The following is a 19545-nucleotide window of genomic DNA, read 5'->3' on the forward strand; positions in this document are numbered from 1 at the left end:
GTCATGGCGACTAGCCCCCCTGCCGCTGAGCCGAAGCCGTCCGGCCTGCGCCACCTCCGCATCTCGGCCTGGGCCATCGAGAATCCGATTTCGGTCGCGGTCGTGTTCATGGCGCTGAGCATCGCCGGGGTGTTCGCCTATCTGCTGCTGCCCGTGAAGCAGTTTCCCAATGTCAGCTTTCCGGCGGTGACCGTCACCATTACGCAGAACGGCGCGAGTCCGATCGAGCTGGAGACGGAGGTGACGCGCCCTGTCGAGGATGCGGTGGCCGGCATCAGCGGGGTCAAGGATATCTTCTCCTCCGTGTCGCAGGGCGCCTCGATCGTCACCGTCAACTTCCAGATCGGCGAGGACGAACAGCGCGCCAAAGACGAAGTGCAGAGCGCCGTCGACAAGATCCGCCAGTCGCTGCCGCGCGAGATCGACGAGCCGATCATCGCGCGGGTCGAGTTCGACGCGGCGCCGATCCTGACCTATGCGGTCGATGCGCCCGGCATGAGCGACGCCGACCTCAGCTGGTTCATCGACGACACGGTGACGCGCGCGCTGCTGGGGCAAAAGGGCGTCAGCCAGATCAGCCGCGTCGGCGGGGTCGACCGGGAGGTCAACATCGTCGTCGATCTGGATCGGCTCAACGGCTACGGCCTGACTGCGCCGCAGCTGAACGACGCGCTGCGGCAGTTCTCGGTCAACGCGCCGGGCGGCCGGCTGGACGTCGGCGGGCGCGAGCAGACCATCCGCGTGCTGGGACAGGCGGATACGCTGCAACAGCTGCAGGCGTTGACCCTGCCCGTTGCGGGCGGGCGCTACATCCGCCTGACCGACGTCGCCAGCATCGGCTTTGGCGCGGGCGAGGAACGCAATCTGGCGCGGCTCGACGGGCGGCCGGTGGTGGGCTTCCAGGTCCGCAAGACCAAGCTGTCGAGCGACGTGAGCGTGGAGGACGAGGTCAAAGCCGCGGTGGCGCAGCTCGGACGCGGTCATCCCGGCATCCGCTTCGTGCCGGTGCTGAGCCTGGTCGATGAAACCCGCGCGAGCTACACCGCCACCGTCCATGTGCTGCTGGAGGGGATGATCCTGGCGGCGCTGGTGGTGTTCTTCTTCCTGCGCGACTGGCGCTCGACCGCGATCGCGGCGGTGGCGATGCCGCTCAGCCTCGCGCCAACCTTTGCGGCGATGGTGCTGTTCGGGTTCAGCCTCAACGTCGTGACGCTGCTCGCGCTGACGCTGGTGATCGGCATTCTGGTCGACGACGCGATCGTCGAGGTCGAGAATATCGAGAAGCGGATCGAGCGCGGGCAGCAGCCCTATGACGCCGCCTATGAGGGGGCGGACTCGATCGGCCTGGCGGTGATCGCGACTACTGCGGCGATCGTGGTCGTGTTCGCGCCGGTCAGCATGATGCCGGGGATCGCGGGCCAGTTCTTCAAGGAGTTCGGGCTGACCGTGGCTGTGGCGGTGCTGTTCAGCCTGGCGGTCGCGCGCTTCGTGACCCCGCTCATGGCCGCCTATCTGCTCAAGCCCAAGGAGGGCGAACACCGGACCGACACGCCCGGCTGGTACAAGCGGATGCTGGGCTGGGCGCTCGATCACCGTTGGCTGTCGCTCCTGGGCGCGACCCTGCTGTTCGTCGGCTCGGTCGGGCTGCTGGTGCTGGTGCCCGTCGGGTTCCAGCCGGTCCAGAATCCGGATTATGTCTTCGCGTCGATCCAGGGTGCGCCCGGCGCGACCGCCGCCGACATGAGCCGGGCGGTTGCGGAAACGACGGCGCTACTGAAGCGGCGGCCCGAGGTGGCGCATGTCTTCGCCAATATCGGCGGGTCGGCCAGCGCCGGGGGCACCCCCGGTGGCGGCGTCGCGTCGAGCGATCTTCGCACCGGCTCGCTGATCGTGGTGCTCAACCACGACCGCGACGTAACCGCCGCCGGATTCAGGGCGGCGATGCGGCCGATCGTGCGCGGCGTGTCCGGCGCGCGGGTCAGCTTCCTGTCCGACCAGAGTGCGCCGGAGGTGACGATCACGCTCACCTCGCAGGATGGCGCGGCGCTGGACCGCGCGGCGGCGGACGTGCGCCGCGGCATGGGCGGATTGACCGCGGTGCGCGATCCGCGCCCGGCGTCGCAATCGGCGGGGCCGGAAGTGCAGATCGTCCCGCGCCCAGCCGAGATGGCGCGGCTGGGGGTCGACGCGCAGACCCTGGCGGCGACCGCGCGGCTGGCGACGATCGGCGACATCGACGCCAATGTCGCCAAGGTGACACAGGGCGAGCGGCGCATCCCGCTGCGCGTCCGCCTGCCGCAGGGAGATCGCAGCGACGTCACCAGCCTGGGGCGGCTGCGGGTGCCGATGGCGGCGGGCGGCACGACCACGCTCGACTCAGTGGCCGACATCCGGTTCGAGGCGGGGCCGGCGCAGATCAATCGCTACAACCGCCTGCGTCAGGAGGCGATCGACGCCGATCTGGGCGACGGGGTGGCGCTGGGCACCGCGCTTTCGGCGGTCGGCAAGCTGCCCGCGATGCAGCATCTGCCCGCCGGGGTGCGCCAGGCTGAGGTCGGCGATGCGCAGGCGCTGGGCGAGCTTTTCTCGGCGCTGGGGATCACGATCTTCGGGTCGGTCTTCCTGCTGTACGGCGTCATGGTCCTGCTGTTCGGCAGTTTCTTCAAGCCCGCGACGATCCTATCGGCGCTGCCGCTGGCGATCGGCGGCGCGGTGCTGGGGCTGCTGGTGACGGGGCTCGATCTATCGCTGCCCTCGATGATCGGTTTTCTGATGCTGATGGGGCTGGCGGCGAAAAACTCGATCCTGCTGGTCGAATACGCCACCGAACAGGAGCGTGCGGGCAAGTCGCAGCGCGAAGCACTGCTGGAGGCGTGCCGCGAGCGCGCGCGGCCGATCGTGATGACGACCTTTGCGATGGCGGCGGGCATGCTGCCGACGGCGCTCGGCATCGGCGAAGGGGCTGAGTTCCGGCAGCCGATGGCGGTCGCGGTGATCGGCGGGCTGATCACGTCCACCGGCCTTTCACTGCTGCTGGTACCGGTGGTGTACGAGTTCGTGGACGACTTCGAGCGCTGGCTCCGCCCCAGGGCCGCGCGGCTGATCACACCGCGCAAGCGGGACGGCGCGGATGCCGATGCGCGGCGCGAGGCGATGGCGTGAGCCTGTCCGCTCCGATGCTCCACAGCCCGGACCAAGGCAGCATCGCCGCAGGTGATGCCGGCGGGGGCCAGTCGCCGCTGCGTCGTTTTCGAGGAGGAGTAGCCGCTCTGACGCTGTTCCTCGCCGGGTGCGCCGCTGGACATCCGCGGACGCCGGAAATCGCGCTGCCGCTGCAGTTCGAGGCGCCGGCCGCCGCCCAGGTGCCGGTCGCGCTCGACCGGTGGTGGACGCTGTACGGCGATGCGCAGCTGAACGCGCTGGAGGACGAGGCGCTGACCCGAGGCTTCTCGGTGCGCGAGGCGTTGGCGCGGCTCGACGAGGCGCGCGCGGTGCGACGTCAGGTCGGCAGCCAGTTCGGGCCGCAGGGCGACATCAACGGCAGCGCGTCGCGGACGCAAACCTTTAATCTGGGCAGCGGCTCGGGCCTTTCGACCACCGGTGGATCGACGACGGGCGCAGGGACAGGGACAGGAACAGGGACAGGGACAGGGGCGGGCGCGACGACCGGCACGACCACCGGCGCGTCCGGCTTCGGCTTCAGCTTGCCCGGCGCAAGCGAGAGCTATTCGCTCAGCCTGCCGGTCCGGTGGGAGCTGGACCTGTGGGGGCGGGTCGCGGCGGCGCGGCGCTATGCCAATGCCGATCTGGCGGCGGCGCGCTATTCGTATCAGGGCGCGCGAACGACGCTGGCGGGCGATGTCGCGGATCAGCTGTTCCAGGCGCGCGGCACCGCCAGCGAACTGGAGAATGCGCAGGCCACGCTGCGCATTCGCAGCGATATCCGCCGCGCCGTGGCGGTGCGGGCGGAACGCGGGATCGCGCCGCGGTCGGACCTGAACCGCGTCGACACCGACCTTGCGACCGCGCAGGCAGAGGTGGCGCGGCTGGACGCGCAGCTGTACGCGGCCCGGCGCAGCCTGCTGGCGCTGATCGGGCGAGCCGGCGACCGGGTCGAGACGGTGCCGATCACGCCCGCCCTGGGCGACGCGCCGCCCATCCCCGCGGGTCTACCTGCCGATCTGCTCGTCCGCCGCCCCGACGTGCTGGAGGCGCGCGCGCGGCTGGAAGGCGCGCTGGGGCGGCTCAAGACCGCCGAGCTGGCGCAGATGCCGACGATCACGTTGACGCCGAGCGCCGGGCTGAACGCGCAACGGGGCACCTTCACCTCGACGACCGGCTTCTGGTCGATCGGCGCCAGCCTGCTGGTGCCGCTGCTCGATCGCGCCCGGCTGCGCGCCGAAGTCGGCATCGCCGACGCGAGGACCGAGCAGGCAGTCTTGTCCTTCGAACAAAGCGTGCAGACGGCATTTTCCGAAAGCGATCAGCTGATCGCGCAGCTCGCCGCCGATCGTGCGCGGGTGACGGCGCTGACCACCGGCGAGGTGCGGGCACGGGCGTCGTATGATGCGGCGCTGACCCAGTACCGCCTCGGGCTGACCGACCTGTCGACGCTGCTCGACGTCGAGGCGACATGGCGCGCGGCCCGTCAGCAGGCGTCGGCGGCCCGGGTCGATGCGCTCAGCCGGTCGGTGCAGCTGTTCAAGGCGCTGGGCGGCGGCTGGTCGCCCGCGCAGGCCGATCCTCTTGCGGGCAGGACCAATTGATGCGACGCGGCGTGATACTTCTGGGCGCGATCGCGCTGGCGGGCTGCGGCAAGGGCAAGCCCGATGCGCAGGCGAGCGCCCCGCCGCCGCGCGCGGTGCAGGTTGCAACGGTGGAGGAGCGCTCGCTCGACCGGGCGATCACCGCGTCGGGCACGCTGCGCCCGCGTGAGGAAGCCGCGGTCGGCGCCGAGCTGGCGGGCTATCGCGTGCTGCGCGTGCTCGTCGATGTCGGATCCTCCGTCAGGCGGGGCCAGGCGTTGATCGTGCTCGACCCGGCACTGCTGGAGGCGCAGATCGGGCAGGAGCGGGCCAGTCTAGACCAGGCGCAGGCGCGGGCCCGCAACGCCGCCGACCAGGCACGCCGGGTCGCCGGGTTGAACGGCTCGGGCGTGGTCGCTGACGAGGTGATCGTCCAGCGCGACACCGATGCGGCGGCGGCGTCGGGGGCGGTGCGCCAGGCGCGCGCGGCGCTGGACGACAGCCTGACCAGGCGGGCGCGGCTGACCGTGCGCTCGCCGGTCGCGGGCGTGGTGCTGACCCGCGGCGTGCGGCCGGGCGACGTGACGGGGGCGGGGACGACGCCCTATCTCACGCTGGCGCGCGACGGACTGGTCGAGCTCCAGGCTGAGCTGGCGGAAAGCGATCTGCGCGCGGCGCGGCCCGGGGCGCCGGTGCAGGTGCGGCTGGCCGACGGCACGACCGTCGACGGCAGCGTCCGGCTGGTGAGTCCGGCGGTCGATGCGCAGTCGCGGCTGGGGCTGGTCTATATCCGTCTGCCCGTCCGCGCCGATGTGCGCGCGGGTGGCTTCGCCAGCGCGCGGTTTGGCGGGGCTGGCCCGGCAGTACATGCCGTGCCCGAGGCAGCGGTGGTCTTCACCGCCGACGGCCCGCGGCTGACCGTGGTGGACGCCCGCAACCGAGCGCACGAGGTGCGGGTGCGCACCGGTACGCGCGGCGGCGGCTGGGTCGAACTGGTCGAAGGGCCGCCGGTCGGGACACGGGTGGCGCTGGGCGCGTCGAGCTTCGTCATCGAGGGCGAGGAGGTCCGGCCGACGCGCTAGCGTGCGCGGCGTGGACTGCCGCCGGCCGTCCAGACAAGTTCAGCATGGCGATTGCGTAGCCTTGCTCGCTTCCCCCCTGCGCCCGGGCGGCTTACATCCGGATCATGTCCGCTCTTCCCGACTCTCTCGCCCTTATCGGCAATACGCCGCTGGTCCGCCTGAAGGGGCCGAGCGAGGCGGCCGGCGCCGACATCTTCGGCAAGTGCGAGTTCGCCAACCCGGGCGGGTCGGTGAAGGATCGCGCGGCGCTCGGCATCGTCGAGGATTATGAGGCGCGGGGGCAGCTCAAGCCCGGCGGTACGATCGTCGAGGGGACGGCGGGCAACACCGGGATCGGGCTGGCGCTGGTCGGCAACGCCAAGGGGTACAAGACGGTCATCGTCATGCCCGAGACGCAATCGCGCGAGAAGATGGATACGCTGCGCGCGCTGGGCGCCGAGCTGGTGCTGGTGCCCGCCGCCCCCTATTCGTCGCCCTGTCATTTCGTCCACCAGTCGCGCCGGATCGCGGAGGAGACGGGGGGGGCGGTGTGGGCCAATCAGTTCGACAACGTCGCCAATCGCCGCGCGCATGTCACGGGCACCGCGGAAGAAATCTGGACGCAGATGGACGGCCGCATCGACGGCTTCACCTGCGCCGTCGGAACCGGCGGCACGCTGGCGGGGGTCGGACTGGGGCTGAAGGCGCATGACGAGGCGGTGACGATCGCGCTGAGCGACCCGCATGGCGCGGCGCTGTACGACTATTATGCCTGCGGCGAGCTGAAGAGCGAGGGCTCGTCGGTGGCGGAGGGGATCGGGCAGGGGCGGATCACCGCCAATCTGGAAGGCGCGCCGATCGACCGGCAGTTCCGCATTTCGGACGCGGAGGGCTGGGGCTGGGTCAAGCGGCTGCTCGACGAGGAGGGATTGTGCCTGGGTCTGTCGTCCGGGATCAACATTGCGGGCGCGGTGCGGCTCGCACGGCAGTTGGGCGCCGGAAGCCGGGTCGCCACGATCCTGTGCGATACCGGCTTTCGTTATCTATCGACGCTGCACAACCCGGAATGGCGCGCCGCCAAAGGGTTGCAGGCCGCGCGGGTCGACACGGCCGGATCGGTCCTGTAGAAAGTCGGGCTTGGCTACGGCTTCGCCCCAGACCAACGCCTCGCAGGCGAGCCATCGCGCCAGGGTCGGCGCGATCGGATTGGGGCTGGTGCTGCTCCTGATCGCATTGGCCAGCCTGGTGCTGCGGCAGGTGTCGCATGAACGGCCGGCGACTGCGCCCGGCGGGGCCAAGCCGGATATCGTCGCCAACATGGCGGGCGGCAACGAGGCCGCGGCGGAGACAGGGCCGCTGTCGGACATGGGCGTCGCGCCGGGCGTCAAGAATGAGAGCGCCGCGGCCCGCTGAGCGCCGCGTGCAGTCGGGTGATGTCACCCACAGAACGGTCGGTCACATCATCCCGTAACTCCGTTGTGACGTCAGCCTTGTCATCCTCGGCACAGGTGCGCCCCGACGGCCCGCGACGGATCACTCGAATCCCGGCCCACCCATCAGATTCCGCAGTCTCCCGTAAAATCCCGTTGCGTCCCCGCCCCCATATCGGTAATGGAAGTTAACAGCAGGGGCATGATCTTCGTTTGCGCCGTTCAGCGCAGCGGGAGGCGGTGATGGCCGCTTTTCGTGACGGGGAAACGTGCGCCGCAAGGGGTAAAGGACGTGGCGGAGCGGGGGTGGTATCAGGGGGACGGCATCGGCCTTGTCGACGACAAGGGCCGGGTCTCCATCCCTGCCGCACTCCGCCAGGCGCTGTCCGCCAACTACCCGAAGGCCAACGGCAAGGACGGCGGCACCGTCATCGTCGGCACGCACGAAACGCAGCGCTGCCTGATCGCCTATGACCCCGCCTATGTCGACAAGCTTGCCGAGCGCGCAGCCAAGCGCGAGGCGGAGCATCCCGGCGCGGGCGGCGCCGTCGATTATAACATCAAGCGTCGCGCCGCGGTGGGCGAGCCGGCCCCGTTCGACGGCTCGGGCCGCTTCATCATGCCTGCGTTCGCGCGCTTCTATGCAGGCATCAAGACGCACGCCTTCTTCTACGGCGTGCTCGATTATATCGAGATCTGGGACCCCAAGGCGCTGATCGCAGCCGACGGTTATCCCGACGTCGTGAAAGAGATGGTCGGCTTTTACATGGCCGAACGCGGGGCGTCGCTGTGAGCGCCCCCCACCACCTTCCCGTCCTCCTCGACGAGGTCGTCGCCGCACTTGCTCCTTCCCCCGGCGAGCAGTTCATCGACGCGACCTTCGGGGCGGGCGGGTACACGCGGGCGCTCCTTGACCGGGGCGCCCGCGTGATCGCCATCGACCGCGACCCCGACGCGATCGCCGCAGGGCGCGCGGCAGGGCTGGACGGCCTGACGCTGGTCGAGGGTCAGTTTTCCGCGCTGGACGCCGCCACCGACGACCCCGTTGACGGCGTGACGATGGACATCGGCGTGTCGTCGATGCAGCTCGACCAGGCCGAGCGCGGCTTCTCTTTTCAGGCCGACGGGCCGCTCGACATGCGGATGGCCCGCAGCGGTCCGAGTGCGGCGGACTTCGTCAACGATGCTGACGAGGAAGAGATCGCCGACGTGCTCTATCGCTACGGCGACGAGCCCAAGTCACGCCGGATCGCGCGCGCGATCGTCGCGGCGCGGCCGATGACGCGGACCGGCGAGCTGGCGACAGCGGTGCGCCGCGCGCTGGGGTATCGGGCGCACGACAAGAAGGACCCGGCGACCCGCGCGTTCCAGGCGATCCGCATCCATGTAAACCGCGAGTTGGACGAGCTGGGTGACGGGCTGGCGGCGGCGGAGCGGGCACTCAGGCCCGGCGGGCGGCTGGCGGTGGTGACGTTCCATTCGCTGGAGGACCGCCTGGTGAAGCGCTTCCTGCGCGACCGCTCGGGCGCAGCCCCCGGCGGATCGCGCCACCTGCCGGCAGCGAACGACGCACGCGCGCCGAGCTTCGAGGCGGTCGGCAAGGCGGTGCGGCCCGGCGAGGCGGAGCTGGCGCGCAACCCCCGCGCGCGCTCGGCCACGTTACGGACGGCACGGCGGACGAACGCGGCGGCGTGGAACCAGTCAGAGATGGAGAGCTGAGATGGCGGCGACCTATCGGTTGAAGGGGTTCGGCTGGCTGGCGCTGCTCGCAGCGGTCGCGCTCGGCTGTTACCTGGTGTCGTTGCAGGTCGCGGCGGAGCATCGCCGCCTCGACGACGCCAATGCGCGGATCGCGGTGGCGCAGCGCGATCTCCGCGCGCTGGAGACCGAGTTCGATACGCGCGCCAATCTGGCGCAGCTGGAGCGGTGGAACGGCGACACGCTGGCGCTGGCCGCGCCAACCGCGGCGCAGTTCGTCGCGAGCGATGCGGCGCTGGCCGCGCTGGACCCCACCGGGCCGGGGCAGGTTCGCACTGCCGCGCTGCTGGTGCCGACGGTCGCACCGGCGGCGGTCGCGCCGCCCCTGCCCACGAGGCCCGCAACAGCCCCCGCCGAACCGTTGCCGGTCGCGGTCGCGCGGGTCGAGATGCCCAGGCCGGCCGTAATCCCCGCGGTCGAGATGGTCGCGCCTACCGGCCGCGCCGCGCCGGCCCTCGCCCGCGCGGTCGAGGCGGCGCGGGGCATGGTGGCGGTGGCGCGGGTGCGACCACAGGCGGTGGCGATGCTGGACCGGCAGTTGTTGTCGCCCACCACCTTCGGCGATCTGGCGAGCGGCGCGCGGCGCGAAGCGCAGCGCTGACCGTCGTGGGGGGCGTCGCCAACACCATCCTGGTCGCCCGCCCGGCGCCGACCCGGCGGGCGCAGGCGCGCGGGGCCCTGGTCGCGGTCGCCCATATGCGGCTGATGATGCTGATGCTGCTGTTCGCGGCGGCCGTCCTGCTGGTGATCGGGCGGCTGAGCATGCTGGCGGCTTTCGGGGGGTCGGAGGCGCGCGCGAATGTCGCGACGCTGGCGGCGCGCGGGGACATCGTCGACCGCAATGGCCAGCCGCTGGCGCGCACGATCGACAGCTGGACGATCGCGGTCCACCCCCGCCAGCTGATGGGCGACCGGACCGAGCTGGCCGCACGGCTGGCGGCGCTCATGCCCGACCGCGGCGATCAGAACTGGTTCCATAGCCAGCTGACCCGCGACACCTCCTTTGTCTGGCTGGAGCATCGCGCGTCGCCGCAGCTGGTCGAGCAGGTCAACGCATTGGGCGAACCCGCCATCGTCTTCGCGCGCGAGACGCAGCGGCTGTACCCACAATCGGACATGGCGGCGCATGCGCTGGGCTTCCTGTCGGTCGACGGCCACGGCATGAGCGGGATGGAGCGGGTGCTCGACCAGCGGCTGCTGTCGCCCGCCAACGCCGGTGCGCCGGTGCAGCTGGCGATGGACACCCGCGTCCAGGCGGCGATGGAGTCGGAGCTGGGCCGGGCGATGACCGCCTTCTCGGCGCGGGCGGCATCGGGCGTGGTGCTGGACGTCAACACCGGCGAGGTCATCGCGATGGTCTCGCTGCCGACCTTCAATCCCAACCGTGTCGGCATGGCGGGGTCGGAGCAGCTGCGCAACGTGACGACGCAGAACGTCTATGAGCTGGGCTCGACCTTCAAGCCGATCACCGTCGCCGCCGCGATCGACAACGGCGTCGTCACCGACATGAGCCGCCGCTTCGATGCGACGCGGCCGATGCAGATCGGCGGTTTCACGATCCATGACGACCGCGGAGACGAACAGGAGCGCTGGCTCGATATCCCGGAGACGCTGATCTATTCCTCCAACATCGCGACCGCGCGGATCGCGGACGAGGTGGGCGCGGCGCGGATGCAGGCGATGTTCCGCGCGATGGGCTTCGATCAGAAGCCTGCGATCGAGCTGCGCGAGCGCGGGCGGCCGCTCTGGCCCGGCTATTGGGCGCGGACCACGGTAATGACCACCGCCTATGGCCATGGCATCGCGATCACGCCGTTGCAGCTCGCCCAGGCCTATGCGGCGCTGGTCAACGGCGGCGTCTGGCGCCCGGCGACGATGATGAAGGTGCCTGCGGGTCAGGCGGTGCCCGGCCGCCGCGTCATCAGCGAGGCGACCAGCGCGCGGATGCGCCAGCTGCTGCGGCTGATCGTGCAGCTCGGCACCGGGCGGCGCGGCGATGCGCCGGGCTATCGGGTCGGCGGCAAGACGGGCACGGCGGAGGCGGCGTCGGGTGGCGGCTATGACCACAGCCGCAACGTCGCGACCTTCGCCGCCGCTTTCCCGATGGACGCGCCGCGCTATGTCGTGTTGGCCATGCTCGACTCGCCGCTGGGCACGCACGAGACCTTCGGGTTGAAGACCGCCGCCTGGAACGCCGCGCCCGTGGTCGGACGGGTGATCGCGCGGACCGGCGCGATGCTGGGCGTGACGCCCGACATGAACCGCGACATCGACGTCCACGAGCTGATGCCGCTGATCTGGCACGCCCCCGGGCCCCAGCGCGGCATTCCCCCGCAATGAGATTGGCCGCGCTGACCGGCGGCGGGGAGGAGGCCCTGGTCACCGGCTTCGCGATCGACCATCGCAAGGTCGCGCCGGGGACGGTGTTCGGTGCCTTCCCCGGCAACCGCGTCAACGGCGAGGACTTCATCGCCGACGCGGTGAGGAGCGGCGCGGTCGCCGTCGTGGCGCGGCCGGGCGCGCGCGTCGAGGGAGCGGTGCACCTCTCAGCCGACGAGCCTCGGCAGCGGTTTGCCGCCCTTGCGGCGCAGTTCTTCGCGCCCTTTCCGCAATGCTGCGTCGCCGTGACCGGCACCAACGGCAAGACCTCGACGGTCGAGATGACGCGCCAGCTGTGGCGTATGGCCGGGCATCCCGCCGCGTCGCTGGGCACGCTGGGCGTGACCACTGCGGACGAGCGCGTCACGACCGGACTGACCACGCCCGACGTCGTCACCTTCCTGTCCAACGTCGCCGGACTGGCGCGAGAGGGGGTGACTCACCTCGCCTTTGAGGCGTCCAGTCACGGGCTGCACCAGTACAGGACCGAGGGACTGCCGGTCGCGGCGGCGGCGTTCACCAACCTGTCGCGCGATCATCTCGATTACCATGGCGACATGGCCGCATATCTCACCGCCAAGCTGCGGCTGTTCGCCGAGGTGCTCCAGCCCGATGGCGCGGCGGTGGTGTGGGCCGACGACGCGGAGGCGGCGCGGGTGATCGATCTTGCGCGCGAGCGGGGCAACCGGCTGCTGACCGTCGGCGCGCGCGGGTGCGCCCTCAAACTGGTCGGGCGCGATCCAACGCTGCTCGGTCAGATGCTGAGCATCGAGGCGGACGGGCAGGTGCATCGCGTGCGCCTGCCGCTGATCGGGGCGTATCAGGCGGCGAACGCGCTGGTCGCGGCGGGGCTGGTGATCGCGACCGGCGGCGAGTTGGCCGCGACGCTGGCGAACCTGGCGCGGCTGCAGCCCGTGCGTGGGCGGCTGGAGCGGGCGGCGATCACGCGCAGCGGCGCGCCGGTCTATGTCGACTACGCGCACACGCCCGATGCGGTCGAGGCGGCGGCGGCGGCGCTGAAGCCGCATGCCGGCGGGCGATTGATCCTGGTGCTGGGCGCGGGCGGCGACCGCGATCCGGGCAAACGCGAGGCGATGGGACAGGTTGCGGCGGCGGGCGCGGACCGGGTGATCGTGACCGACGACAATCCGCGCAGCGAAAACCCCGCGCTGATCCGCGCCGCGGTGCTGAAGGGCGCACGCCAGGCGGATGGCGATGCGACCGAGATCGGCGACCGCCGCGCCGCGATCGCCGCCGCGATCGCGGACGCCGGACCGGACGACATCGTCCTGATCGCGGGCAAGGGCCACGAGCAGGGCCAAGTGGTCGGCGACTTGGTGCTGCCGTTCGACGACGTTCAGGTGGCGCGGGAGTGCGCGGGATAATGCTTTCGCCGCGCGACAACGACCGGCGCACCGAGGTCTCGCCCGGTCACGGCAGGGGTAAGGGGTGGAACGTGACAGCGGAGCGGCTGGCCGAGTTGCATCGGCGAGCCGCTGAAGTGCGCCGCAACCCGACCGAGGAGGAGAAGCGGCTGTGGCGCGCTCTGTCGGGCGCGCGAATGAGCGGCTGCAAGTTTAGGCGACAGGCTGTGCTGCCGCCGTTCATCGCCGATTTCTTCTGCCCGGCCGTTCGCCTGATCGTCGAAGTGGATGGCGATACGCACGACCGCGAAAAGGACCGGTTGCGGGACGATCTGCTCGGGGCGAAGGGCTATCATGTGCTGCGGGTGACGAATGCAGACGTCATCAGCAACTTGGAAGGCGTCTGGCGTGCGATCGGATCGGCGATAGCCTCCCCCCTTCCCTTCAGGGGAGGGGTCGGGGGTGGGGGTTTTCCACGCGCGATCGGCCTGGCGGAGAGCCCCCACCCCAACCCCTCCGCTGAAGGGGAGGGGCTTGCATGACGCCGCTGTGGACCGCTGCCGAAATTGCGGCCGCTACGGGCGGCACCGCGTCCGGCGCCTTCACCGCCACCGGGGTCGCCTTCGACTCGCGGGAGGTCGGTTCGGGCGATCTGTTCGTGGCGCTGGCGGGCGAGCATAGCGACGGGCATCGTCACCTGACGCAGGCGTTCGTGCAGGGCGCAGCGGGGGCGCTGGTGTCACAGGACTGTGACGGCCCGCACGTCCGCGTCGCCGACACGACCGTTGCGCTCGACGACCTCGCCCGCGCCGCGCGCGCGCGCACGGACGCGACGGTGATCGGCGTCACCGGCTCGGTCGGCAAGACCAGCGCCAAGGAGGCGCTGTGGGCGGCGCTCGACCGGGCGCATCCGGGCGCGGTGCATCGCTCGGTCAAGAGCTACAACAACCACACCGGCGTCCCCCTCAGTCTCGCGCGGATGCCGCGCGAGAGCCGGTTCGCGGTGTTGGAGATGGGGATGAACCACCCCGGCGAGATCGCCGCCCTGACCCGCCTCGTCCGCCCGCACATCGCGCTGGTGACGGCGGTCGCATCGGTCCACATCGAGTTCTTCCCGCACGAGGAAGCGATCGCCGACGCCAAGGCGGAAATCTTCGAAGGGCTGGAGCCGGGTGGCACTGCCGTGATTCCGTTTGACAACGCTCATCGCGATCGGCTCGCTGCTGCGGCACGGGCGCACGGCGCACGGGTCGTCACCTTCGGCGACGGCGACGGCGACGGCGACGGCGCGGACGTCCGCGCGACCGAGGTGATGCGCAGCGCGATGGGGGGCAGCTTCGTCACCGTTCGGCTGGGCGCCAAAGCCGATGAGCGCGAGCTGAGCTTCACCCTCGCCCAGCCGGGCGCGCACCACGTGTCGAACGCGCTCGGCGTCCTCGCCTGTGTCGACGCGGCGGGTGGCGACCTCGGCCTGGCCGGGTTGGCGCTGGCCGAGTTCGGCGGGCTGCCCGGGCGCGGTGCGCGGTTCACCGCGACGGTCACGGGCGGGACCGCGCTGGTGCTTGATGAAAGCTACAATGCCAACCCCGCGTCGATGCGCGCGACGCTGGCAGTGCTGGCGGAGGAGCCGGGGCGGCATGTCGCCATCCTTGGCCAGATGGGCGAACTGGGGGTCGATTCAGCGGTCTATCACCTCGATCTGGCGGGCCCGATCACCGCCGCACACGTCCAAGCGATTCTGCTCGTCGGTGAAGCGATGACACCGCTTGCCGCCGCGCTTGAGCGAAAGGTTAACGTCGTGCATGTGCCGGACGCGGACGCGGCCGCGGCGGTGGCGCGTCTGCCCGGGCTGATCCGTGCGGGCGATGCGGTGCTGGTCAAGGGGTCCAATGCGGTGGGGCTGGCGCGGGTCGTCGCCGCGCTTCGGGGTGAGACGTAGATGCTGTTCTGGATTGCCGAGCATCTGGGTTTTACCGGGCTCCTCAACCTGATCCGTTATCAGAGCTTCCGCACCGGTGCGGCGGTGGCGACGGCATTGTTCTTCGGACTGCTGATCGGACCGCGGTTCATCGGCTGGCTGCGCGTGCGGCAGGGGAAGGGCCAGCCGATCCGCCTCGACGGGCCGCAGTCGCACCTGGCGAAACGCGGCACGCCGACGATGGGCGGGCTGATGATCCTGACCGCGATGAGCCTGTCGATCCTGCTGTGGATGGACCTCGACAACCCCTATGTCTGGGCGTGCCTGTTCGTGACGCTGGGGTTCGGCGCGATCGGCTTCCTCGACGATTACGACAAGGTGAAGAAGGCGACCACGGCAGGCGTGCCGGGGCGGGTGCGGCTGCTGCTGGAGTTCGTCATCGCCGGGATCGCCGCGACGATCATCATGGGCCAGAACGGGCCGCATCTGTACCTGCCCTTCACCAGCCGCATCTATTACGAGGTGGGCTGGTTCTACCCAATCTTCGCCGCCTTCACGATCGTGGCGTTCGGCAATGCGGTGAACCTGACCGACGGGCTGGACGGGCTGGCGACGATGCCGGTCATCATCGCGTCGGTCGCGTTCATGATCATCGTCTACCTGGTCGGCAACATCAAGTTCGCGACCTATCTGGGCATTCCGCACGTGCGCGGGGCGGGCGACCTGGCGATCTTCTGCGGCGCGGTGATCGGCGCGGGGCTGGCGTTCCTGTGGTACAATGCGCCGCCGGCGGCGGTGTTCATGGGCGATACCGGCAGCCTGGCGCTGGGCGGGGCGCTGGGCACGATCGCGGTCGTCGCGCACCATGAGATCGTGCTGGGGATCATCGGCGGGCTGTTCGTGGTGGAGGCGATGAGCGTCATCATCCAGGTCTTCTGGTACAAGCGTACCGGCAAGCGCGTGTTCCGCATGGCGCCGATCCACCATCATTTCGAACAGCTCGGCTGGTCGGAGCCGACGGTGGTGATCCGCTTCTGGATCGTGTCGCTGGTGCTGGCACTGGCGGGCCTCAGCACGTTGAAGCTGCGGTGATCACCTCACGCACCTGGGCAGGCAAGCGCTACGCGGTGCTGGGGCTGGCACGCTCCGGCGCGGCGACGGTGCGCGCGCTGGTGTCAAGCGGAGCAGAGGTGACTGCGTGGGATGACGATGAGGCACGGCGTTCTGCAATCCTCCCTGGCACGGGGAGGGGGACCGCCGGCGCAGCCGATGGTGGAGGGGGTTCTCCTCGAGCCTTCCCGCCAGCGGCCCGCCCCCTCCACCTGCCTGCGGCTGGTCCCCCTCCCCGTCCCGGGGAGGATTTGACGATCGCCCCGCTGGACGACCTGACCGGCTTCGACGCCCTCGTCGTCTCCCCCGGCGTCCCGCTCAACACGCATCCGCTCGCCGCCCACGCGCGCGCCGCTGGAGTGCCGATCATCGGCGACATCGAGCTGTTCGCCCAGGCCCGCGCCGAGCTGCCGCCGCACAGGGTCGTCGGGATCACCGGCACCAACGGCAAGTCGACCACCACCGCGCTGGTCCACCACATCCTCCAGACCGCGGGCATCCCGGCGCTGATGGGCGGCAATATCGGCCTGCCCATCCTCGCGCAGGCGCCGTTGCCGGCAGGTGGCGTCTACGTGCTGGAGCTGTCCTCCTATCAACTCGACCTGACGCAGAGCCTCGACTGCGACGTCGCGGTGCTGCTCAATGTCACCCCCGACCATCTCGACCGCTACGATAGCTTCGACGCCTATGCCGCATCCAAGGCGCGGCTGTTCGCGATGCAGTCGCCCGCAAATGAAGCGATCGTCGGCATCGGCGACGTGCCCTCATCTCACATCGCGCGAAGTCTCGCCGACCGCGGGGAATACCTGACCAAGGTAGCGCCGGGCGTGTGCCTCGACCAGCGCAAATGGCCGGCGCTGCAGGGCCCGCACAACGCACAGAACGCGCTCGCCGCGATCGCCGTCGCCAAGGTGCTGGGCGTGGCGGAGCGCGACATCGACCGCGGGTTGGAGAGCTTCGCCGGACTGCCGCACCGGATGGAGGGGGTCGGCGTCGTCGGCGGCGTGACCTATGTCAATGACAGCAAGGCGACCAACCCGGAGTCGACCGCGCCCGCGCTGGCGGCGTTCGATGACATCCACTGGATTGTCGGCGGACAGGCGAAAGCCGACAACCTCGACGCCTGCGCGCCCTTCTTCGATCATGTCCGCTTTGCCTATACGATCGGGGAGGCGGGGCTCGACTTCTACCGCCTGCTCAAGGGCCGGCTGGTGACCGGCTATTACGAGACGCTGGCAAATGCGGTGGCGGCGGCGCACGCCAATGCCGAACCGGGCGAGACCGTGCTGCTGTCACCTGCCTGCGCCTCGTTTGACCAGTTCCGCGATTACGAGGATCGTGGCCGGACCTTCCGCGAGCTTGTAAGGGCGCTGCCATGACCGACGCGGCGCGCGCCGAGGCGCCAAAGGGCGGGCTGGTCGCCAAGGTCCGTCGCCGCGGCGGGCGGGGCGACCGATCGCCGCTCGGCACCTGGTTCTGGGACATCGACCGGATGCTCCTCGCGCTCACCTTTTTCCTGATCGCGATCGGGCTGGTCGCGGTCGCCGCCGCCAGCCCGGCGACTGCCGTGCGCTATTCGGGCGAGCACCATCATTTCGCGCCGCTATATTATTTCTGGCGGCAGCTGGTCTGGGTAGGATTGTCGCTGCCGGTGCTGATCATCACGTCGATGCTGCCGGTCGCGACCGCGCGGCGGCTGGCGCTGATCGGCGCGGTCGTCTTCCTTGGATGCCTGGCGATCACGCCGGTCGCCGGCGTCGTGGTGAACGGCGCGCGACGGTGGATCGGCGTCGGCTTCGCGCAGTTCCAGCCGTCCGAGTTCCTGAAGCCCTTCTTCATCGTCGCGGTCGCGTGGGTGCTCAGCCTCAAGGCGAAGGACGAGGAGCTGCCGGTGGTGCCGATCACGATGGCGCTGACCGCGGTCGTCGCGGCGCTGCTGATGCTGCAGCCCGATTTCGGGCAGACGATCATCTTCTGCACCGTCTGGCTGGCGTTGCTGATGATTGCAGGCACCTCGACGCGCGTGCTGGTCGGGATCGTCGCCTGCGTGCCGGTTGGGCTGGGCGCGGCGTATCTGTTCTACTCGACCGCGCGGGCGCGGATCGACGCATTCCTGTTCCCCGGCGTCGACGGCGAGGGCGCGGCCGATCACTTTCAGGTCGACGCCGCGCATGCGACGCTGACCGCGGGCGGCTGGACCGGCACCGGGCCGGGCGGCGGGCACGCCAAGTTCGGGCTGCCCGAGGCGCATACCGACTATATCTTCTCGGTGATCGGCGAGGAGTTCGGGCTGATCGCGTGCATGGTGATCGCGGTCGTGTTCCTGGCGGTGGTGGTGCGGGTGTTCGTCAAGCTGCTGGACGAGCAGGACGAGTTCAAGCTGCTGGCGGCGAGCGGGCTGGCGGTGCAGTTCGGGGCGCAGGCGCTGGTCAGCATGGCGGTCAACACCGGACTGGCGCCGTCGAAGGGGATGACACTGCCGTTCATTTCCTATGGCGGGTCGTCGATGATCGCGCTGTCGATCGGGATGGGGCTGTTGCTCGCCTTTACGCGGCGCAACCCGTTCCTGACGCGCTCACCCTATGTCGTGAAATGGGGGCAGGCGTGAGCAAGCATTTCGTCCTCGCGGCGGGCGGCACCGGCGGGCACATGGTGCCGGCGGCGGCGCTGGCGCAGGAGTTGATGCGCCGCGGCCACCGCGTCGCGCTGGTCAGCGACGCGCGCGGGGTACGTTTTCCCGGGCTGTTTGAGGGGGTGCAGACCCACGTCCTCCCCGCCGGGCGCTTTCAGGCGAAGAAGCCGCTCGGCTGGGTGCCGGCGGCGCGCGAAATGTGGCGCGGCCGCGCGATGGCGCGCGAGCTGTACCGGACGTTTCGCCCCGCCGCGGTGATCGGCTTTGGCGGCTATCCCGCGTTTCCCGCTCTGCTCGCCGCCTTCGCCGAGAAAATCCCGACCGCGGTGCACGAACAGAACGCAGTGCTCGGCCGCGTCAACCGGCTGGTGGCGCGCCGGGTCGATGCGATCGCGACCAGCTATGACGAGACCGAGCGGTTGCCCACGCGGCTGGCGGGCAAGGTCCATGTCGTCGGCAACCCGGTGCGTGAGGCGGTGCTGCGGCTGCGCACCAAGCCCTATCCGCTGCTGGAGGAGGACGGCATCTTCCGTGTCCTCGTCACCGGCGGTTCACAGGGGGCGAGCGTGCTGAGCCAGGTTGTGCCCGACGGGCTGGCGATGCTGCCGGTCACCTTCCGGCGGCGGCTGCAGGTGACGCACCAGGCGCGGATCGAGGACATCGACGCGGCGCGCGCCAGCTACAAGGCGCATGACATTCCCGCCGACCTCGCGACCTATCTGCCCGATCTACCCGAGCAGCTTGGCTGGGCGCATCTTGTGATCGCCCGGGCGGGCGCGTCGACGATCGCGGAGCTGACCGCGGCGGGGCGGCCCGCGATCCTTGTCCCGCTGCCCGGCGCGACCGACGATCACCAGACCGCGAACGCGCGTGAGATCACCGCCGCGGGCGGCGCGCGTACGATCGCGCAAGGCGCATTCACCGCCGTCGAGCTGGCCAAGCAGATGCAGAAGCTGGGGCTCGACCCGTCGGCGCTGGAGAACGCCGCGGGGCGGGCGAAGTCGGTGGGCAAGCCGAACGCGGTCAGTGACCTCGCCGACCTGGTCGAAAGCCTGGACGCGCCGCTGTCGCGCCTGCCGGTGGCGACGCCGCAGCGCCTGCGGGAGGCGTTCGCGTGAGGGTGACTTCGTCACACCTCCCCGTCCCGG

16 protein-coding genes are annotated in these 19545 nt (G+C 70.5%); all 16 read left to right on the forward strand.

Going from position 1 to position 19545, the window contains the following annotated elements; genetic code table 11:
* Positions 1 to 3 precede the first annotated feature (3 nt).
* The 16 genes from ACP2AD_RS01305 to murG all read left to right on the forward strand — a co-directional run bounded on the left by ACP2AD_RS01305 (position 4) and on the right by murG (position 19515).
* Complete coding sequence (locus ACP2AD_RS01305) at positions 4 to 3162, forward strand: efflux RND transporter permease subunit (protein WP_425228267.1); 3159 nt, start codon at positions 4 to 6, stop codon at positions 3160 to 3162.
* Positions 3159 to 4766: a TolC family protein gene (locus ACP2AD_RS01310; protein ID WP_425228268.1), complete on the forward strand. Its 1608-nt coding sequence runs from the start codon at positions 3159 to 3161 to the stop codon at positions 4764 to 4766. Before ACP2AD_RS01305 ends, ACP2AD_RS01310 begins: the two co-directional genes overlap by 4 nt.
* On the forward strand, positions 4766 to 5827 hold the full coding sequence (locus ACP2AD_RS01315; RefSeq protein ID WP_425228269.1) for an efflux RND transporter periplasmic adaptor subunit: 1062 nt from the start codon (positions 4766 to 4768) through the stop codon (positions 5825 to 5827). Before ACP2AD_RS01310 ends, ACP2AD_RS01315 begins: the two co-directional genes overlap by 1 nt.
* 104 nt (positions 5828 to 5931) lie before the next feature.
* A complete protein-coding gene (locus ACP2AD_RS01320; protein WP_425228270.1) occupies positions 5932 to 6933 on the forward strand; it encodes a cysteine synthase A in 1002 nt (333 codons plus the stop codon).
* Between the two features lie 10 nt (positions 6934 to 6943).
* Positions 6944 to 7219: a hypothetical protein gene (locus ACP2AD_RS01325; RefSeq protein WP_425228271.1), complete on the forward strand. Its 276-nt coding sequence runs from the start codon at positions 6944 to 6946 to the stop codon at positions 7217 to 7219.
* A gap of 273 nt (positions 7220 to 7492) precedes the next feature.
* A complete protein-coding gene (locus tag ACP2AD_RS01330; protein WP_425228272.1) occupies positions 7493 to 8029 on the forward strand; it encodes a division/cell wall cluster transcriptional repressor MraZ in 537 nt (178 codons plus the stop codon).
* A complete protein-coding gene (gene rsmH, locus ACP2AD_RS01335; RefSeq protein ID WP_425228273.1) occupies positions 8026 to 8955 on the forward strand; it encodes a 16S rRNA (cytosine(1402)-N(4))-methyltransferase RsmH in 930 nt (309 codons plus the stop codon). The genes ACP2AD_RS01330 and rsmH overlap by 4 nt, the downstream gene beginning before the upstream one ends.
* Position 8956: 1 nt before the next feature.
* The gene (locus ACP2AD_RS01340) at positions 8957 to 9595 is read left to right on the forward strand and encodes a hypothetical protein (protein ID WP_425228274.1); all 639 of its coding nucleotides are present in this window, start codon (positions 8957 to 8959) and stop codon (positions 9593 to 9595) included.
* Positions 9596 to 9600: 5 nt separating this feature from the next.
* Complete coding sequence (locus tag ACP2AD_RS01345; protein WP_425228275.1) at positions 9601 to 11334, forward strand: peptidoglycan D,D-transpeptidase FtsI family protein; 1734 nt, start codon at positions 9601 to 9603, stop codon at positions 11332 to 11334.
* A complete protein-coding gene (locus tag ACP2AD_RS01350) occupies positions 11331 to 12758 on the forward strand; it encodes a UDP-N-acetylmuramoyl-L-alanyl-D-glutamate--2,6-diaminopimelate ligase (protein ID WP_425228276.1) in 1428 nt (475 codons plus the stop codon). Before ACP2AD_RS01345 ends, ACP2AD_RS01350 begins: the two co-directional genes overlap by 4 nt.
* A complete protein-coding gene (locus tag ACP2AD_RS01355) occupies positions 12758 to 13279 on the forward strand; it encodes an endonuclease domain-containing protein (RefSeq protein ID WP_425228277.1) in 522 nt (173 codons plus the stop codon). Before ACP2AD_RS01350 ends, ACP2AD_RS01355 begins: the two co-directional genes overlap by 1 nt.
* Complete coding sequence (locus tag ACP2AD_RS01360; RefSeq protein WP_425228278.1) at positions 13276 to 14676, forward strand: UDP-N-acetylmuramoyl-tripeptide--D-alanyl-D-alanine ligase; 1401 nt, start codon at positions 13276 to 13278, stop codon at positions 14674 to 14676. Before ACP2AD_RS01355 ends, ACP2AD_RS01360 begins: the two co-directional genes overlap by 4 nt.
* Positions 14677 to 15747, forward strand: coding sequence for a phospho-N-acetylmuramoyl-pentapeptide-transferase (mraY, locus tag ACP2AD_RS01365; RefSeq protein WP_425228279.1), 1071 nt, complete (start codon positions 14677 to 14679; stop codon positions 15745 to 15747). It abuts the gene before it with no gap.
* Positions 15744 to 17144 (forward strand): UDP-N-acetylmuramoyl-L-alanine--D-glutamate ligase, encoded by a 1401-nt coding sequence (gene murD / locus ACP2AD_RS01370; protein ID WP_425228280.1) that lies wholly within the window; start codon positions 15744 to 15746, stop codon positions 17142 to 17144. The genes mraY and murD overlap by 4 nt, the downstream gene beginning before the upstream one ends.
* A complete protein-coding gene (locus ACP2AD_RS01375) occupies positions 17141 to 18373 on the forward strand; it encodes an FtsW/RodA/SpoVE family cell cycle protein (protein WP_425228281.1) in 1233 nt (410 codons plus the stop codon). The genes murD and ACP2AD_RS01375 overlap by 4 nt, the downstream gene beginning before the upstream one ends.
* Entirely contained in the window at positions 18358 to 19515 is a 1158-nt protein-coding gene (murG, locus tag ACP2AD_RS01380) for an undecaprenyldiphospho-muramoylpentapeptide beta-N-acetylglucosaminyltransferase (protein ID WP_425228282.1), read from the forward strand. The genes ACP2AD_RS01375 and murG overlap by 16 nt, the downstream gene beginning before the upstream one ends.
* The last annotated feature ends 30 nt before the right edge of the window (positions 19516 to 19545 follow it).

Source organism: Sphingomonas sp. (genome assembly GCF_965248875.1).
Lineage (GTDB): Bacteria > Pseudomonadota > Alphaproteobacteria > Sphingomonadales > Sphingomonadaceae > Sphingomonas.

Bases quoted from the DNA above. Each gene is read 5' to 3' on its own strand.
- ACP2AD_RS01375 (WP_425228281.1), top strand. From the start codon at position 17,141: ATGACCGACGCGGCGCGCGCCGAGGCGCCAAAGGGCGGGCTGGTCGCC.
- murG (WP_425228282.1), top strand. From the start codon at position 18,358: ATGGGGGCAGGCGTGAGCAAGCATTTCGTCCTCGCGGCGGGCGGCACC.
- ACP2AD_RS01340 (WP_425228274.1), top strand. From the start codon at position 8,957: ATGGCGGCGACCTATCGGTTGAAGGGGTTCGGCTGGCTGGCGCTGCTC.
- ACP2AD_RS01350 (WP_425228276.1), top strand. From the start codon at position 11,331: ATGAGATTGGCCGCGCTGACCGGCGGCGGGGAGGAGGCCCTGGTCACC.
- ACP2AD_RS01355 (WP_425228277.1), top strand. From the start codon at position 12,758: ATGCTTTCGCCGCGCGACAACGACCGGCGCACCGAGGTCTCGCCCGGT.
- ACP2AD_RS01320 (WP_425228270.1), top strand. From the start codon at position 5,932: ATGTCCGCTCTTCCCGACTCTCTCGCCCTTATCGGCAATACGCCGCTG.
- ACP2AD_RS01305 (WP_425228267.1), top strand. From the start codon at position 4: ATGGCGACTAGCCCCCCTGCCGCTGAGCCGAAGCCGTCCGGCCTGCGC.
- ACP2AD_RS01360 (WP_425228278.1), top strand. From the start codon at position 13,276: ATGACGCCGCTGTGGACCGCTGCCGAAATTGCGGCCGCTACGGGCGGC.
- ACP2AD_RS01315 (WP_425228269.1), top strand. From the start codon at position 4,766: ATGCGACGCGGCGTGATACTTCTGGGCGCGATCGCGCTGGCGGGCTGC.
- mraY (WP_425228279.1), top strand. From the start codon at position 14,677: ATGCTGTTCTGGATTGCCGAGCATCTGGGTTTTACCGGGCTCCTCAAC.